At 65.7% G+C, this 16,554-nt stretch carries 13 protein-coding genes; 6 read left to right on the forward strand and 7 right to left on the reverse strand.

Annotated features, from left to right (window positions below; genetic code table 11):
- Nucleotides 1–486 precede the first annotated feature (486 nt).
- Complete coding sequence (locus P7D22_RS03510) at nucleotides 487–1,896, forward strand: oligosaccharide flippase family protein (RefSeq protein ID WP_319932828.1); 1,410 nt, start codon at nucleotides 487–489, stop codon at nucleotides 1,894–1,896.
- A gap of 39 nt (nucleotides 1,897–1,935) precedes the next feature.
- Entirely contained in the window at nucleotides 1,936–2,991 is a 1,056-nt protein-coding gene (locus P7D22_RS03515) for a glycosyltransferase family 2 protein (protein ID WP_319932829.1), read from the forward strand.
- Between the two features lie 22 nt (nucleotides 2,992–3,013).
- Here P7D22_RS03515 and P7D22_RS03520 read toward each other — a convergent pair whose 3' ends face one another.
- A complete protein-coding gene (locus P7D22_RS03520; protein WP_319932830.1) occupies nucleotides 3,014–4,309 on the reverse strand; it encodes a glycosyltransferase family 4 protein in 1,296 nt (431 codons plus the stop codon).
- Between the two features lie 261 nt (nucleotides 4,310–4,570).
- Between P7D22_RS03520 and P7D22_RS03525 the strand changes: the two genes are divergently transcribed.
- Both P7D22_RS03525 and P7D22_RS03530 read left to right on the forward strand, forming a co-directional pair.
- Nucleotides 4,571–5,773, forward strand: a complete 1,203-nt coding sequence (locus tag P7D22_RS03525) for a glycosyltransferase family 4 protein (protein ID WP_319932831.1) — start codon at nucleotides 4,571–4,573, stop codon at nucleotides 5,771–5,773.
- Nucleotides 5,766–7,646 (forward strand): GNVR domain-containing protein, encoded by a 1,881-nt coding sequence (locus P7D22_RS03530; protein ID WP_319932832.1) that lies wholly within the window; start codon nucleotides 5,766–5,768, stop codon nucleotides 7,644–7,646. The genes P7D22_RS03525 and P7D22_RS03530 overlap by 8 nt, the downstream gene beginning before the upstream one ends.
- A 36-nt stretch (nucleotides 7,647–7,682) precedes the next feature.
- Here P7D22_RS03530 and P7D22_RS03535 read toward each other — a convergent pair whose 3' ends face one another.
- Both P7D22_RS03535 and P7D22_RS03540 read right to left on the reverse strand, forming a co-directional pair.
- Nucleotides 7,683–9,128, reverse strand: coding sequence for a hypothetical protein (locus P7D22_RS03535; RefSeq protein WP_319932833.1), 1,446 nt, complete (start codon nucleotides 9,126–9,128; stop codon nucleotides 7,683–7,685).
- Nucleotides 9,129–9,137: 9 nt separating this feature from the next.
- Nucleotides 9,138–9,851 (reverse strand): sugar transferase, encoded by a 714-nt coding sequence (locus P7D22_RS03540; protein ID WP_319932834.1) that lies wholly within the window; start codon nucleotides 9,849–9,851, stop codon nucleotides 9,138–9,140.
- A gap of 458 nt (nucleotides 9,852–10,309) precedes the next feature.
- On the opposite strand from P7D22_RS03540, the gene P7D22_RS03545 reads away from it, so the two are divergent.
- Entirely contained in the window at nucleotides 10,310–11,563 is a 1,254-nt protein-coding gene (locus P7D22_RS03545) for a glycosyltransferase (RefSeq protein WP_319932835.1), read from the forward strand.
- Between the two features lie 45 nt (nucleotides 11,564–11,608).
- The gene (locus P7D22_RS03550) at nucleotides 11,609–12,661 is read left to right on the forward strand and encodes a GDP-mannose 4,6-dehydratase (protein WP_319932836.1); all 1,053 of its coding nucleotides are present in this window, start codon (nucleotides 11,609–11,611) and stop codon (nucleotides 12,659–12,661) included.
- 63 nt (nucleotides 12,662–12,724) lie between these two features.
- Here the strand turns inward: P7D22_RS03550 and P7D22_RS03555 are convergent, their stop codons facing one another.
- The 4 genes from P7D22_RS03555 to P7D22_RS03570 all read right to left on the reverse strand — a co-directional run bounded on the left by P7D22_RS03555 (nucleotide 12,725) and on the right by P7D22_RS03570 (nucleotide 16,523).
- Nucleotides 12,725–13,498 (reverse strand): tetratricopeptide repeat protein, encoded by a 774-nt coding sequence (locus P7D22_RS03555; protein ID WP_319932837.1) that lies wholly within the window; start codon nucleotides 13,496–13,498, stop codon nucleotides 12,725–12,727.
- A gap of 30 nt (nucleotides 13,499–13,528) precedes the next feature.
- Nucleotides 13,529–13,966, reverse strand: coding sequence for an OmpA family protein (locus P7D22_RS03560; RefSeq protein ID WP_319932838.1), 438 nt, complete (start codon nucleotides 13,964–13,966; stop codon nucleotides 13,529–13,531).
- 26 nt (nucleotides 13,967–13,992) lie between these two features.
- Nucleotides 13,993–15,102 (reverse strand): hypothetical protein, encoded by a 1,110-nt coding sequence (locus P7D22_RS03565; protein ID WP_319932839.1) that lies wholly within the window; start codon nucleotides 15,100–15,102, stop codon nucleotides 13,993–13,995.
- Nucleotides 15,103–15,422: 320 nt separating this feature from the next.
- Nucleotides 15,423–16,523: a hypothetical protein gene (locus P7D22_RS03570; protein ID WP_319932840.1), complete on the reverse strand. Its 1,101-nt coding sequence runs from the start codon at nucleotides 16,521–16,523 to the stop codon at nucleotides 15,423–15,425.
- Between the last annotated feature and the right edge of the window lie 31 nt (nucleotides 16,524–16,554).

Consider the following 16,554-nt stretch of genomic DNA (forward strand, 5'->3'; position numbering starts at 1 on the left):
AGGGTTGCGATCTGTGCTCGGTCGTTTGCGCCGCCTCACGCGGCTGATCGGACCGGTCGATCGGCTCGCAGTGGCTGAGATTGCTGCCTCGGACGGCTGGTGCGGAACAAGGACGCCCCGTGTGAGCAGAGCGTGCCCAAAAGGCGATGAGCCCTCCTCCTTTCGAGAACGGCGACGCTGCCTCGCCTTCGGTTATCACCATGCGATCTCCGAAGGACCTCAACGCAGAATGAATGTCGTGGTCAGGGCTGGCATCGTTCGAGCGTGGGCCTGCCGCGACGACTCGAACCGCACTTCACCGAACCCAAGTCGCCGCATTTCTGGCATTGTCGATCCATTGAGCGCCCAACAGCCTACGGAGGCGCGGCGTTGACGCTCGATCGGACATGGTCGGCCGACACAAGGACCAACCGCCCGACTGCGGGTTTTGTCGGGGCGCCTGCGGAGCGGATCGACGCCACGCGGCTGAACCGCGCCACGCGGAGCATGCTTTGGCTTCTTGGCCAGAACGGCGCGGCACGCCTCCTGCAATCCTGCACGCAGGTCGTGCTTGCGTGGCTGTTGTCGCCGGCCGACTTCGGGCAGATCAGCCTGGCCCTGACGGTGAGTTCGCTCGTCAGCGCCTTGTTCCAGCTTGGGCTCGACGACGTCCTGATGCAGCGAACCAAGGCCATGAGGCTGTGGTACGCGACGGCGTTCTGGTTGAGCCTGCTGGCCTCCCTGGCCAGTGCGGCGACCCTGCTTGCAATCGCTCCGGCGGTCGCCTCCGTCTACGGCGAACCCGACTTACTTTGGCTGATCGCCTGCCTGGCCCTCGCCAGCCCCCTCGCGGCCCTGTCGACGGTGCCGAACGCCGTCATCAGGGCAAGGCTCGCGATGCGCTCGCAGACCATCCTGGTTTGTGGCGAGATCGTCGCCTCGTCGCTCTGCTCGATCGCCCTGGCGACCGCACATTTCGGGGTCTACAGCTTCGTCCTTGCGCTGCCGTTCGTCGCGGCCCTGCGCAGCTTGGCGGCTTGGCGCATGGCGGGTTTGTCGCCGTTTGCCGGTCGCAGGTTTCGCAGGTGGCGCGTCCTCCTGCCGTCGGCCTCGGCCGTGCTGCTGACCCGGTTGTTGAACCTCCTGGTGGGGCAGGGCGATTATATCGTCTTCGGCCTGACCGCGACCGCGAGCCAGGTCGGCCTTTATTATTTCGCGTTCCGGATCGCCGGCCAGCCGATGCGCCTGCTCGCCGGCAGCGTCACAAGCATCCTGCTGCCCACCCTGGTCCACCTCGATCCGGTCCAGCAAGGGCGGGCCGCCCTGATGGTGGCGCGCATCATGGCCATCGTGGTGATGCCGGCCTGCTTCCTTCAGGCGGCGCTCGCCGGCCCGCTCCTGCATCTGTTCTTCGGCGAGCGCTGGCAGTCGGCCAAGATCTTCATCCAGATCCTGAGCGTCAGCCTCGCCTTCGACGCCGTATCCTGGGTGGTGGGCTCGCTCATGCCGGCCCGGGGGGAGTTCCTCAGGGCCCTTCACTATGTTGCAGCCACCGCGGTGGCGTTTTTCGTGCTGGTGGTGGCTGGTTCGTTACTCAATCCCGACTACGGCGTTCCCGTCGCGGTCTCGGGCTATTACGTCCTGGTCCAGCCGGCCTATAGCTTGGTCGTGTTCCGCAGGGTCACGCGCATATCGCTGCGTGTCTTCACCGGGATCTATGCCGCTCCCGTTCTGCTGAGCGGAGCCATCGTGTTCGGAACCACGTTGCTGGTCGAAGACCGTGCCTCGGACGCCCTGAAGCTTCTGCTGCTCCCCGGCATCGTCCTCCCGGCCTATGCGCTTTGCATCAGGCACGTCCTCCCCGAGCCCTGCAGGCACGTCGTCGAGCGCCTCAAGACCCTGCGCCGCGGCAGCTGAGTTCCACCGACCGATCATCCCCAACCTTCGGTGCCCGCCATGACGTGTTCCGCTCCATCGGTTCTCTTCGACGAGACGGTCCGTGGGAAGATCGAAGCCTATCTCGGCGATGCGCCTGTCGTGGTCTTCTCGGTCATGCGGAACGAGGTGGTCCGCGTCCGTGCATGGCTGACTCACTACCAGGCCATGGGCGCATCGAGGTTCGTGGTCATCGACAACGGCTCGACCGACGGCACGCTGGACATCCTCGCGCAGGCCGGCGTCTTCGTGGTCGAGACCCGGGCGTCCTATGCGGCTTCGAATTACGGTACCGCCTGGCTTTCGGATTTCAGCGCGACCATCCGCCCGGGTGTGATCGTGATCAACGCCGATGCCGACGAATTGCTGATCTATGACGGATGGCCCCACACCCGCGTGATGGAGTTCCTGCACGACTTTCGGTCCTCGGAATACGACACAATCTTCGGGTTCCTCCTCGACATGTATCCCGATGGGCGCGCCGCGGCTGCGGCAGGCGACGTCGATGATCTGTTCAGCGCGGCGCCCCTCCACGACAAGGACTACATTTTTCGATGCCGGCCGGTGCGACCCTGGGAACGAAGCTCGAAGTCGATCGAGATCCTCGGCGGCCCTCGCGCCCGCATGCTGTCCTCCATCAAGGATCAGCAGCGCTCCACCTGGCTCAGCTACCTTGTCCAGGGTCAGATCGACAGGCTCATCTATCGCACGCCAGCGAGCCTCGTCAGGCCCCTGGTCCGCATGTTCCCGCGCCAGATGCCGAGCTTGTCGAAATATCCGATCTTCAAGACCTCGCGACTGTCGTTGAGGAACGCCCACGGGCCGACCGGCCGCAAGATCTATCCCTGGAACGTGGTTCTGTGCCACTTCAAGTTCCTGGACGATTTCGAAAGCAAGGCGAGCGAGGAAGCCAAGCGCGGCGAACATTACCGGCGCGGGTCGGAATACATCATGTATCTGGATGGCCTGAGCGAAGCGAAATGCGGGTTCAGATATGACGGCTCGGTGCGGTTCTCCGTGCCCAACCTCGTCGAGCGGGGATTGATCAGAAACATTTCGGAGTTCGTGCAAGCTTGACGGCTTCACCGTCCTGCCGGATTTAGCGCTTTCCCGCCGCATGTGCTTGGTCCACCTGCAGCATCAGGCCGAGATAGCTCAGCGCCGCTTCGCGCCAGGCATAGCGGCTGGCCCGAAGGTGGCCGTCGCGACGAAGCGCCTCGACGAGGTCCGGCCTTCCCGACAAGCGTTGAATGGCCTCGATCCACCCTGGCGCGTCGTCGGGGTCGGCGAAGAGCGCCGCGTCGCCGCAAAGCTCCAGCAAGCCCGGCGTGCGGGAGGCGATCACCGGGCAGCCGCAGGCCATGGCTTCGATCGCGGGGAGCCCGAAGCCTTCCGTCCGCGAGGGCAGAAGAAACGCGAGGGCTTCGGAGAAGCCGCGGGCCAGCGCGTCGTCGTCGATGCGCCCGACGCAACGGATGTTGGCTGGTCTTTCGCCAGCTTGCGCATCGAGGCTTCGCGCATCGAAGGCGCCCGCCAGCACCACATCGATCCCGAGGGCGTCCAGGCCCTGAGCGATGCGCCAGACGAGCGCCATGTTCTTGTGAGCCTCGCCGCGACCCATGCAGAGAACGAAAGGGCGGTCGCGGCCCCAGCCGGTCTTGGCCTTGCACGGATCCCACCGCAGCGCATGGTCGCTTCCATTGGGAACCACCACGATCTTCTCGGGCGACGCCAGCGCGAAGTCTACGAAGGTGGACTTCGAGAAGGCCGACACGGTGGTGACGACGTCGGCCCGCTTGGCCAGCGGCGGAAGGATCAGCCGATGCGCCAAGCGGAACAGAAGCCCGTAGCTGTTGGGCACGGTTCTGGTCTGCAGGTCATGGATGCACACGATGTGCTTCCTGGCCATCACCGGCGCGAGATTGCAGAAGCTGATGAGGCCGCCATGGACCCGGCGCGGCAGCTGCCATTGGACCCAGACCTGTGGTAGCCGCGGCCGGAACTCGGACACGATCGACAGGGGAATGTGGCGGAGCGCGAGCGGTTCAGCGGCCTCACGCGGGGCCACGATGCCGAGGTCGAGGCCCTGCGTCAGGGGGTGCCGCTCTGCCAAGAGGACGTCGAGCGCCCGGGTCATCTCACGCCCGTACCGCGCGATCCCGGTCGGACGCAACCCGAGGAAATCGCCGTTGATGGTCCACTGTCTGATGGCCTCGTGGCCGTGGCCACGATCCTGTGAGCCCGGAGGCGGCGGCAACAGGCGAACCGGCACAGCTCCGATGTGGCGTTCCCGTAGGACGCCCCGGCCCGCGGCGCCGAGGGACGCCGCCGCATCCCGCATGTCTGCGCAGAAGCTGGCCGGGGAGGCGTTGGGCGGGCTCACGGGTGTTGTCACGGGCGGCTCCTGAACCCCCGCGGCATTCCACTGTCCACGGTGCGCCTGTCCGACCATGCTTGCGGTCGCCGGGTCGATGGCGGCTTTGGAGGGTGGCCGGGCGTCGCTCCTCCCCTCTGGACGGAAGGCTTCTCCCAAGGGAGGAGGCGCGGTGAAGACGCGGTGCGCACAGCCCGCGCGCCTACCGCTTTCGATGCATTGCGGCCATGCCAGACCCATGCCCCTTTGTGAGCCGGGCCTGCGGTCGGCTGGGGACAAGGCGTGCGGCGGCACTGGAGCATCAACGGCCGGTTTTTGACGCAGCCCGCCACCGGCGTCCAACGCTATGCCGCGGAGATCGTGCGAGCCCTCGACGCCCTCCTGGCGCAGGGACACCCGCTCGCGACCGATCTTTCCATCGACCTCGTCACGCCGCCCGGATGCCGCCGCAGGTTGCCGTTGATGGCGATCCGAACGGTCGCATGCGGCACCGTTGGCGGCCATCTGTGGGAGCAGGCGGTCTTACCGACACAGGTTTCGGGCGGGCTTCTCAGCCTTGGCAATTCAGGGCCCCTGTCGGTTCGGCGCCAAATCGTCTGCATCCATGACGTCAATACACGGGCGTTCCCGCAAAGTTATTCGCTCGCGTTCCGGGCCTTGCAGCGCGTCATGCTGCCCCTGCTCGGGCAGACCGCCGCCCAGGTGACGAGCGTGTCCCAGCATTCGGCCGCCGAGATCGCCCGCCATGGGATCTGTGCGGCCGCGCAGATCGCCGTGATGCCCAACGGTCATGACCATGTGGCGCAATGGACGCCCCGGCATTCGGAAACCACCCGCCGGGTGGCCGGTCCCGATACGATCGTGATGGTCGGAACGCCGGCGCCCCACAAGAACATGGATCTGATCCTCGGCTTGGCGGAGCGGCTCGCTGTTCTCGGCCTGCAGGTCGCCGTCGTCGGGATGGCGGAAGCGCGGCTTTATCAAGCCGGCAGGTCCGGCACGGGCCGCGATCACGTGACATGGCTTGGGAAGATTTCCGATGCCGAGCTTGCAGCCCTGCTTCGTTCGAGCCTTTGCTTGGCCTTTCCCTCCTTTGTCGAAGGGTTCGGCCTGCCGCCGCTCGAGGCAATGGCGCTCGGATGCCCCGTGGTGTCCTCAGACCGTGCCAGCATGCCGGAGATCTGTGGCGATGCCGCGCTTTACGCGTCGCCGACCGATCCCGAAGCCTGGTTGAACTGCTTCGCCCGCCTGCGGCATGACGAAGACCTCAGGCGGCTGATGATCGCGCGGGGCCGGGCGCAGGCCATGCGGTTCTCGTGGGGCGCTTCGGCCGAACGTTACCTCGAGGCCATGAGCACCATAGACGCGCTCGGGGTCACCCGAAGCAGCGCGCCGACGCGCCGATGGATTCCGACGCCGTCGTGGGTCGCCGGAGATGCCGGGCGACGGAGCCGACGCTTGCACGAGCCTGCGGCCGATGCTTGATCAGAAGGCCGCCTCAACCCTCCTGGACCTCCGTCCAGCCCCGCGGGGCGGCCGGAGCTTCGCCTTCGTGGACCTGTACCGGTTCGTGAAGCTGCGCCGCGTGACGATCCTCGTGCCGATCTGCGGTTTCCTCGGGCTCGCCTACGGCTACACGCTGATCGCCCTGCCGACCTATAGCGCCCGGGCACAGATCATTATCGATCCGCGGATCCCGCAGTTCATTCCCGGGCGAAACGAAGAAACCGTCATGGCGTGGGACAGCGCCCAGGTCGAGAGCGAGATCGCGGTGCTGTCATCGGAGCGCATCGCCGGCGAGGTGATCACCAAGCTCGGGCTCGAACGGGACAAAGACTTCCATGCGCCCTTGTCGATGATCAACCGTCTTCGGCTGCTCGTCGGCCTGAAGCCGACGTCCGCGGAAGGCGAAAGGTCCGACCGGTACCGCGAGGCGCTAGGGGTGATCCACGAAGGCCTCAACGTGCGGCGGACGGGCTTGTCCTACGCCATCGACATCACCTTCTCCCACCCGGAGGCATTTCGGACGAGCGAGATCGCGAACGCGATCGCCGAAGCCTATATCGCCGACCAGCTCGACAACCGGTCGCAGGCCGCGCGCCTCGGCGGGGAATGGCTGCAGGGCCGGATGGTGCTGCTCCGATCGCAGATGAACGCCGCCTCGAAGGCCGTCCAGGTGTTTCGCGCAAGCCATAATTATTCGATCACCCGGCCGGGTCCGGCACCCGAGGCCGGGAGCGGCCAGGGCCAGCCCGCTGCCGGAGACCGGCCCGAGGAAGCGTCGCTCGACGAACTCGACGCTGCCGCATCCACCTATCGTAAGATCTATGAAAGCTTCCTGCAGAGCTATACCGAGTCGGTCCAGCGGCAGTCGTTCCCGGTGTCGGACGCACGAATCCTCAACCCGGCCAGCCAGCCGACTTCCAAAAGCGCGCCGCGGGGCAGACTGGTCTTCGCCCTTGCGGCTCTCCTCGGAGTGTTGACGGGCCTGGGATGCGCAATCTTGCGCCACAACCTCGATCGCGCCATTCGCGCGCCATGGCAGGTCGCCGATTTTTGCGCGATCGATGAACTCGGCCTCCTGCCGCTCGTTCGCCGCCGCAGCCTCAGATCCGCCTTGGCGCGCCTGCGGATGGTGGTTGCTCGAAAGTCCACGTCGCCGTGGGTTTTGTCGGGCGCGATCCAGAGCCGCCGTCGTGCCGACTGGCGCTGGCTGGTCCGGCCACGCGGCCTCTACTTTCTGGCCACCCCGGTTCGACCGCGCTCGCATTTCAGCGACGCGGTCCTGAGCATCAAGACCCTGATGGCCTTGCACCAGCGACACATGACGTGCCGCTGCCTGGGCGTAACGGCGGCCCATCGCGGCGCAGGCGTTTCGACCGTCGCGAGCAACCTGGCCAGCCTCGCCGCGGCGGGCGGTACCCGGACCTTGCTGATCGATGCCGACGAGTCCCGCCGCACGCTGAGCCGCCATATGAGGCTTCACGATCATCTCGGATTGCGGGAGGCGCTCGACGACGTCGGCCTCCTCGACGAGGCGATCGTCCGATCTTCCCCGGGGCGGCCCGACATCCTGCCGGCGTCTTCACCTGGGGCAGGCTCGTTTGCGACCGGCGTCACGAAGCCGGTCGATGCCCTGATGGAGCATCTCTCGACACGCTACGACCTCGTGATCTTCGACCTTGCGCCCTTGTGGCCGATCGGCGAGGCGCTCGAATTCTGCGCGGCCCTCGACGGCGTCATCCTGGTGGCCGAGTGGGGGAGAACCCAGACCGAAGCCCTGACCGCGATGGCGGAGTGCCTCAATCGCGTTCAGGCCCGGACGCTTGGGTTCGTGTTGAACAAGGCCCATGCGTGACGTGGCCTGCATCCCGGAACAGGGCGGCCATTGCAGCTAGCCTCCTGCCTGCGCCGCAGCGGCGATGCTGTAGGGCTTCTGGCGGCGTTCGAACCTGGGTCGAGCTTCGGCCTGCCTGATGGTGTGTTGGCAGGCCACGACGCCCGCGAGCGCGATGAAGAACAGGATGCCCGGATCGGCGCCGCCGCCCGCGATGATGCAGCCGAGAAGCCAGGTCAGGGCGCAGGCACGCAGGCCCTCGTGTAAGACGAAAGCCTCGAAGGCGGCTGTCCCGGGTTCAGGTTTCCGCACGATCCGGAAGAACGGAACCATCAGGCAGAGCTGCAGCGCCGTGCCGACGAACCCCAGTTGCGACACGACGGCGACGGCCCAGTTCGAGGCGCGGGAGCTGCCGAACCCGATGCCGAGCCCCCAAGTGTCTGCGACCGATAGGAGGCTCCTTTCGTTCCAGTGGCTCCGCTCCCGTCCGGATTCCGACTGGGACTTGTCGAGCACGGTCGTCTGGAACAGGTGCTGGAACGGTTCGAGGATGGAGGCATCGTAAAGGAAGATGAACAGCACGGCTGCCGAAACGGCGGCGATGCAGAGGATCACGGCCAGTCCGTCCATCCCCAATCGGCCCCGCACGAACGACCATGCCATGGAGGCGCAGAGCGGCACAGTCAAGAGCGTGAGCCCCGCATAGGCGGTGCTGGACGTGGACAGGACGAGGAGCACGAGCAGAACAACCGCGAGAAACAGCGCATAGCGCGAGCCGCCGTGCTTCCATGCCATGAACGCGAAGGCGAGCGAGGCCATCGACGCCTGGGCGAAGGCGGAGGCCTCGGAATACAGGCCGTTGATGCGCGCAAATCCGGCCTGTTCGACGTCCGTCAGGAACGCAAAGGTCGCGGTTCTGATCGGCAGGAATAGATCACCGGCTCCAGCCGTCTTGGCGATGAGATCGATCACGCCGCCGAAAGCGTTGATGCTCGCCCAAACCAGGACGCCGCGCGAAACGACGCGCAACGGAACGCGGTCGAGCAGCACGGACAGGAGCGCGATGCAGGCCAGCGCCCCGAGTGTGAAATAGCCTGTCTGGGTCACATTGCCGGAGTTGGGCGCGAGCGCGACCTCCGCCACGCCGCTGTCGCGAGCCGTGACGAACGCGCTCGTGACGCCCGCGAATAAGCGCGGCAGCACGATGGCACCCACCGCGGCGTAGATGACAAAGGCGCAGATCGCCCAGGCGATCCAATCGCAGGTGAAGGCCAGGATGAGGCCGCGAACCAGGTGTTTGCTGGTCGCGACCGTGAGCAGAAGGCCGGCCACAAACACCGACGAGATCAGGGGCGAGGACCCGCCCATCGCACTCAAGGTCATGGCGGAGGTGGTGCCGAACGCGACTGCAGCGATCGTGCCGATGATCATCGGAGAGCCCAGGCACCAGCCTAAGACCCAGACCCCGGCGCAGACCAGCAACCCGACGCCGGAGATCTCCATCGATCGACCTTAAGATGTTCTGCGGCGCCACATGACTTCGGGCACAGTCCGCAAGATGATCGTCAGGTCGTAGAAGAGCGTTTGATTGCGCACATAATGTTGGTCGAATTCGACCCGCTCGGAAAAATCCAGGGTGTTGCGGCCGCTGACCTGCCACAAGCCGGTCAAGCCGGGCCTGACCGCGAAATAATCCCGCACCGAATGACCGTATTGCGCGAGTTCCTCGAACATAATGGGGCGGGGGCCCACGAAACTCATGTCGCCCCTGAGAATGTTGAACAATTGGGGCAGTTCATCGACGCTGCTTTCGCGCAGCACGCGTCCGAACCGCGTGACGCGCGGATCGACCTTCAGTTTCCGCTTGAGCCGCCATTCCTCGGCGGCCGCCGGGTTGGCGGCGAGATGCTCCGAAAGAATCACATCGGCGTTCGCGACCATCGATTGAAATTTGTAGCAGGGGAACGGCTGTCCACGACGACCCACCCTCCGATGGGAATAGATCGCCGCAGTGCCGCCTTTCCTGATCATCAAAGCGATGCAGACAAGCAGGGGGCTGAGCAGAAGAATGGCCGTCAGGGCGACCAAGATGTCGATGGCCCGCTTGCCGAACGCGCGGTGACGCCGCGTTATCCGCCGCATGGTGGTTTGCGCCAGGGCGTTCCGGTTCAGCGTCAGGCCGGGTGCATTGACGACTTCGGATGCCATGGGATCAACCTCGAACAATGCTTGACGCCGCCGTGCCGCGTGCGACGCGAAGCCTTCGGCGTCATGGTGACGGCACGATCCCGGTCCGCGTTCGGGCGTTCCGGTTTTCCGCCCGAAGCTTTGTACGTAAACCAAACCTTAACCATTACGCCTTTGTAGCTTTTAGTCGTCTCCCGCCGATCGCCGAGGTAAGCTGGATCGTACAAAGGGCGTAGATCGCGCCGATGAGCTTGGCTGCGGGAACGCCCGCCCGGGCTGGCGATCCCCCCTCGGGCGTGGCAGCGTCGAGCAGGTCTGCCGCACTCTGCCCTGGTGGCGTTTGCGAGTTGAACAATCCTGCAGACCCTGGCGAACACGATCAGGCGCGGGTAGCGGTCTGCCCCAAAGGTGTAGCGATCGAAGACCTTCGGAGGGGCTCGCGGCACTCGGGACGTCGTCCATGGTCGGTGCCTTGGTGGCAATGGGGCAAGGACGCCATGATCGACAAGGCACGACCCACGCTGGTCAGCGAAACAGCCCTGGCGAAGGGCATGAGCGGCACGATCCCGAGAATTCGCTCGGGTCCGAAGATCGCCATCGTCCACGAGTGGCTCACGACCTATGCCGGCTCCGAAAAGGTACTCGAGGCGATGTTGGACGAGTTCCCGGACGCCGATCTCTTCTGCCTAATCGATTTCCTCACCCCTGAAGACCGGGCCAAACTGAACAACAGGTATCCCAAGACGACGTTTCTTCAGAAGCTGCCGATGGTGCGGAAGTTCTATCCCTTCTTTCTCGCGCTGATGCCCTTCGCGGTCGAGCAACACGATTTATCGGGTTATGATGTCGTCGTGTCGAATTCGCATGCGGTCGCGAAAGGGGTCATCGTCGGCCCCGATCAACTGCATATCTGCTATTGTTACTCCCCCATGCGCTATGCTTGGGACCTGCAGAACCAGTACCTGCTCGAATCGGGGATGAATGCGGGCATCCGCTCCCTGCTGTCGAGGATGGTTCTCCATTATGTCCGCTTGTGGGATGTCCGGACGGCGCCATCGGTCGACCGGTTCATCGCCTGTTCGGCCTACATCGCCCGACGCGTGAGGCGGGCCTACCGGCGGGACGCCGACGTCATCTACCCCAACGTCGCGGTGGAGCAGTTCACGCCAGGCGGGACGCGCGGTGACTTCTACCTCGCATCCTCGCGGTTGACGCCCTACAAGCGCGTACTCCTGATCGTTGAAGCCTTCGCGCTCATGCCCGGCCGTAAGCTCGTGGTGATCGGCGCAGGCCCACAATACGATCGAATCAAGAAGGCTGCGACGCCAAACGTCACGGTGCTTGGCTATCAGGAATTCCCGGTCCTGCTGGCCCATATGCAAGCCGCGAAAGCTTTCGTCTTCGCGGCCGAGGAGGATTTCGGCATCGCCCCGCTCGAAGCGCAAGCCTGCGGCACCCCGGTGCTGGCGTTCAGCCGGGGCGGCGCGAGCGAAACGGTCGTGGACGGGATCACCGGGCTGCATTTTCACACGCAGGACAGTGCGGCGATCTGCGACGCGGTCGAGCGGTTCGAAGCGCGTGAGGAGCCGTTCGATCCTCATGCGATCCGGTGTCATGCACAACAGTTCTCGACGCAGCGCTTCCGCCGCGAGTTCCGCGACTACGTGCAGGACGCCTGGGCCGAGCATCGGGCGGCCGAAGAAGGCCGGGCCATCGGACGGGCGAAGGGAGCCCTCGCCCAAGCCTTCTGATCGCGACCGCTCGACGACGCCGCATTTGCTGTTGAAAGGAGTGCCATGAAGACGGCCATCATCACCGGGGCGACCGGCCAGGACGGGTCCTACCTTTGCCGGCTTCTCCTCGACAAGGGCTATCAGGTCTATGCCACCTATCGGCGTTCCAGTTCTGCCGACCTTTGGCGCTGGCGCGAGCTTGGCTTGGTCGAAGGGGAGCGCCTGCACGTCGTCGAATATAACAGCGACGACGTGTGTTCCGCGACGCGATTGATCGAGCGGGCCCAGCCCGACGAAGTTTACAATCTCGCGGCGCAGACGTTCGTGGCCAGCTCGTTCGACCAGCCGGTTTCAACAACGAGAACCAACACCTTCGGCAGCCTGCATCTTCTGGAAGCCATCCGGACGATCGATCGCCGGATCCGCCTGTATCAAGCGTCATCGGCCGAGATGTTCGGCAAGGTGCAGGCTGTTCCTCAGGACGAGACGACGCCGTTCTACCCGCGAAGCCCCTACGGTATCTCGAAGCTGTGCAGTCATTGGTTGGCCGTGAACTACCGCGAGTCCTACGGGATCTTCGCCTGCAGCGGCATCCTGTTCAATCACGAGTCGCCGCTCCGCGGGCGGGAATTCGTAACGCGCAAGATCAGCGAGGCCGCCGCGCGGATCGGCTCGGGCGATCCAAGGCCGTGCCGGCTCGGCAACGTGAATGCGCGGCGGGACTGGGGTTTCGCAGGCGACTACGTCGAGGGCATGTGGCGCATGCTGCAAGCGGACAATCCGGACACCTATGTGCTGGCGACCAACCGGACCGAAACCGTGCGCGACTTCGCCACGATGGCCTTTGCGGCGGTGAATCTGCAACTCCACTGGGAGGGCCAGGGCGAAGACGAACGGGCCTATGTGGCGGGCCGCGCGTCACCGGTGATCGAGATCGATCCGCAATTCTATCGGCCCGCCGAGGTCGACCTTCTCGTGGGCGACAGCACCAAAGCCCAGGATCGATTGGGCTGGCGCGCCGAAACCAGGCTCGAGGCGCTCTGCACCATGATGGTCGAGGCCGATGTTCGCCGCCTCGGGACGGCCTCGGCCTCCGGTCCTGCTCAGGTACATTGATTCACGCACCAGGGTCGGGCGGGAACCGGCTGGGGCCGGCCGCCACGATGGCCTGGATTACACTCATCGCGTGCTCAGCCCTGAAGGCTCGGCGGCGGATCCTTGCAGCGCCAGGGACGGCTGGTCGCCGCTGCTGAAGTATATCCACTTGGCGACAGCGTAGCTCCCGGAGGCGGGAACGATCGAGATGATGCGCCACGCAAGCCGCGGCTCGCCCCTGGGCAGCAACACAGCGAGGCTGGACACATTTGTTGTTCCGGAAAAAATCTGCTTCGCCTTGCCGTCTCGGATCGCGCAGACCTCGAGGAGGAACTGAGCCGGCCCGGGCTGCTGCTCGGATACCCAGACGAATTCCGTGAAACCGGTATCGCTGACCACCGCCTCACCTGCCTTCGGCGCCACGAGCTCTGCCGACGTCAACGACGGGGGAGAGCGCACAAAGGTCATCCGCTTGGCCCGAGCGAGGGCCGCGGGAAGCGCGGATGCCGTGAACCAGGATCGCGCGAGGTCGGCGTTGCGGGGCACACCGTCGCCGGCCTCGTAGAGCTGCCCCAAGTTGAAGGCCGCGCGGCTGTGGCCGTGAGCCGCCGCGCGCGCATACCAGGATGCGGCGAGCGACAGGTCGTGAATGCCGCCGCGCCCGCTGTCCAGGAAGATGCCGGCGTTGAATTGGGCCTCGGGCAGGCCGCCCCGCGCGGCGCGCAGGTAGAGCGCGAAGGCCGCCATCGAGGCCGCCCTGCCGCCGTAGAGCTCGGTCTTGACGGCGGTGTCGAAGGATTGTTGCGCATCCTCGGCTCGCCCATCCCCCGTGGAGACGAGCGAGCCCAGGAGGGCCATGAGCACGGCGCCGGTTCTCATGGGTGCGCTTTACCGCCAGGTGATCTCAACGGCCCTGTTTCGCGCCTCGGATACCCCTGGCTGGGTGGGGATGGGCAGTTCCGTTTGACCCTTTGCCAGGAGCTGGAACCGATCCGCCGGGATGCCGCGCTCGAGGAGGCCGTTGAGGACCGCGGTGGCGCGCTGCTGGGACAGGCGCAGGTTGAGCGCCGCGTTGCCCACGCGATCGGACGACGCCGTGATGATCATCACGATGGGCTTTCCCTCGCTATAGGCACGCGACGCCTTGTCGAGTACCGCAAGGCTGTTGGCCTGGACCTTGTTGCTGGCCGTATCGAACAGGATCACCAGGGGGGCTGGCGCCGCAGACGAGGCCGCGGTCGGGGCCGGTGAGGGAGCATCCTGGGCATGGGCCGGCGATACGAGACAACCGGCGATGACGAGGGGCGCTAAGCTTTGCTTCAACATAGTTCATCCTCCCTTTGCGGAACACCTCAGGTCGCGACCTCGATCTCGATCAGGCCGGGACGCGGGATCCTGTCCTCCAGCGATCGGTGTCGCATGGTGGACCGGAACTCGGGGAACAGCGTCGCGATGGTGGCGGCGCGGCTCTCATCGTTTGTGTAGAAATACGCAAGACCGTCGGCCGGCAGCGCCGAGGGCGCGCCGATCAGTTGCTCGATCAGCATGCCTTGCGCCTGAAGCACCGAGCAAAGCTTGACGGCGCGCGCCTTGGCCGATGGCTTGTCGGCCGAAAACCGCACGATCACCCGTGTTCGGAGCCCCTCGACCAGCGTCTCGCGGGCCATCTCCGGAATGGGGTCGGGGACGATTGGCGCGGCGCCGCGGCTCGCGAGGTCGGCCGCGCCGTCCTGTCGGCCTGCGTCCGGCACCGGCATGTCCAGAGGCGAACCGGCCGGGGTGGAGGCCGCAGCTGTCTTCACCTGCCCATCGTCCAGCCGTCCACGAAGATCGGCGATCTCGGCGGCGGACGCGTCGCGCAGGTGGCTCAGATCCGATGCGAGACCCCGGGCCTGTGCCTCATGCTGGCGCGACCCGCGGATCGCGGCTTGAAGCTCGCCCTCGAGCGACGCTCGTGCCTTGTCGTCGACCGCACTCCGGGCCGCGGCACCCTCGAGGTCTTCGTGCAGCAGGGCGTTGTCGCGGCTCAACGCAGCGATCCGAACGTCGAGCTCGCCGATCTGTCTACGCGCTGTCTCCGATCGGTCCGTCGCCTCCTGCTGCGCGGCGAACAGGTCTTTGCCGAGCGCCTCAGCACGCGCGGTCGCGGCCACCTCTCCTTCCTCGTGGCGCTCCAAGGCCGCTTGCGCGACTTGCGACGCCTTCTCGCGGCTGGTCGCGTCCGCTTCGGCGCGCGAAAGCGTCTCGCGAAGCTGCAGCAGTTCGGCCTCCAGGTTAGCGGCACGCCGACGCTCATTCTGCAGCGCCAACTCGGTTTGCTTACCTGGCCGTGGCAGCGCGTTCCAAAGATCGGATGCGGTAGTCTCGACCGTGCCGGCCAAGCGTGCGCCGAAGCGGCTGCTGGTATCGAGAAAATAAAACCAGGCTGCGCACAAGGCCGCTGCAAGGAGAACGATGCGCATGACTTGATGTCCACCTCACGGTTGCTGGACCGATGCCTGCGTATCGTCGGTCCCAAGCGCTCGAACATCGGCCGAAAGTCGTCAGCGTGAACGGATCGAGCCCATCAAGGTTGAAGCACGAGAGTGCGCCTGGGACCTCCACGACCGATTCGTCATCGCGGTACGCATTGGTCGAGCTAAACCGCCTTATGGGGGAGCCGGTGCCATCGAAGGGCGTAGGCTGCGCGAAGGTCTTGGACAGGCGGTGAAGTCCCCTGACCGAGAGTGCCGCAGCTCGGGATGCTTTCATGCCGAATCCATACCCGGACCGGCATGGAGCCTCAGCGTAGCGCGACAGGGTCGATGGCCTGCAACTCCGGCCAACGCGCCAGCAGCGCTTTGCACCAGAACGGGTCGGCTGCCGCCCGGAGGCGCTCGAAGAACGCCACCTCCATGTCGTCGTGGATGGCTTTCATCCGGTCGGGATCGAGCGACAGCCACGACCGGGCGAAGCGCCGCTCGAAGATCTCATCCGTGAAGCCTTCGTGTTTGGCCTTGACGATCCTCGTCACGCATCCGCCGTATCGGCCGGACAGCCGAAAGGCATCGCGGATCAGCCGATCGGTCAGCTCCACGTAGTTGCGATCCGCGACCGCAGTCGAACGGCGTTGGTCGTCGCTGGGCGCGGCATCGTCGCTCAGAACAAGCGCGTAGGGCTTGTCGAGCCCGCCGCTCAGCGCCTGGCCGAAGATCCATCCATCGAGGTTGAGCACCGCCTGAATGCGTCCGTCCATGATTCCCGCTTCTGCCGCGGTGGCGCCGCCGAGCGAGAAACCCAGGAACCCGCTTCTGCGATCATCCACCCGTTCGGCCCAGGCCGGCACCTGGGCCGCGCAGGCCATGACGCGGTCAAGGGCTGCGAGCGCCTTATCGGCCTGCTGGCGGACCTTGGCGGCCCCCTCGCGTAGCGTGGCCGCGTAGTCCTCGGCGGTCGACAGGCCAAGGCCGAGGGCCGGGATCGTGGCGCCGAAGCGCGCGAACAGTCCCTTGTCTCGCGACACGTCGTCGATCGCGATCACTAGAAAACCGTGGCTCGCCAGATTGGCGAGGCTGCTTGCCGCATCGTCGCGACCGCCGCCGTTGCCGGGCGCGAACAAGATGACCGGCAGCTTGGCCCAGCGGTGCGGGGGCGGGTTGCGGGCCAGCCATGCGACGCAATCCGACGATGCCCCGGAGCGCGGCGGGTCTTGCAGGGGAAGGTAGAGGCTGACGGCGATCGGCACGGGATAGCGAGAACCGCGAGACAGCGCGAGAACGGCGCTGTGGACGCCGATCGCGCTCGGGCCCGTGGGTCCCGCCAGCGAGGCGCTGCCGAGGTAACGCTGGGTGGCGGCCCAGGCCCGCCCGCAGACATTCGTCGCCCCGGTTCCCCCGGCCAGCATGAGGGCGGCGCAGCAGCCAAGGAGAACAGCC

Source organism: Lichenihabitans sp. Uapishka_5, from assembly GCF_033947565.1.
Classification (GTDB): Bacteria; Pseudomonadota; Alphaproteobacteria; order Rhizobiales; family Beijerinckiaceae; genus Lichenihabitans.

What these genes read in the sequence shown, in the direction of transcription:
- P7D22_RS03510 (WP_319932828.1), top strand. Translation starts at nt 487, where the DNA reads ATGCTTTGGCTTCTTGGCCAGAACGGCGCGGCACGCCTCCTGCAATCC.
- P7D22_RS03515 (WP_319932829.1), top strand. Translation starts at nt 1,936, where the DNA reads ATGACGTGTTCCGCTCCATCGGTTCTCTTCGACGAGACGGTCCGTGGG.
- P7D22_RS03530 (WP_319932832.1), top strand. Translation starts at nt 5,766, where the DNA reads ATGCTTGATCAGAAGGCCGCCTCAACCCTCCTGGACCTCCGTCCAGCC.
- P7D22_RS03535 (WP_319932833.1), bottom strand. Translation starts at nt 9,128, where the DNA reads ATGGAGATCTCCGGCGTCGGGTTGCTGGTCTGCGCCGGGGTCTGGGTC.
- P7D22_RS03545 (WP_319932835.1), top strand. Translation starts at nt 10,310, where the DNA reads ATGATCGACAAGGCACGACCCACGCTGGTCAGCGAAACAGCCCTGGCG.
- P7D22_RS03550 (WP_319932836.1), top strand. Translation starts at nt 11,609, where the DNA reads ATGAAGACGGCCATCATCACCGGGGCGACCGGCCAGGACGGGTCCTAC.
- P7D22_RS03555 (WP_319932837.1), bottom strand. Translation starts at nt 13,498, where the DNA reads ATGGCCCTCCTGGGCTCGCTCGTCTCCACGGGGGATGGGCGAGCCGAG.
- P7D22_RS03560 (WP_319932838.1), bottom strand. Translation starts at nt 13,966, where the DNA reads ATGTTGAAGCAAAGCTTAGCGCCCCTCGTCATCGCCGGTTGTCTCGTA.
- P7D22_RS03565 (WP_319932839.1), bottom strand. Translation starts at nt 15,102, where the DNA reads ATGCGCATCGTTCTCCTTGCAGCGGCCTTGTGCGCAGCCTGGTTTTAT.
- P7D22_RS03570 (WP_319932840.1), bottom strand. Translation starts at nt 16,523, where the DNA reads ATGCTGGCCGGGGGAACCGGGGCGACGAATGTCTGCGGGCGGGCCTGG.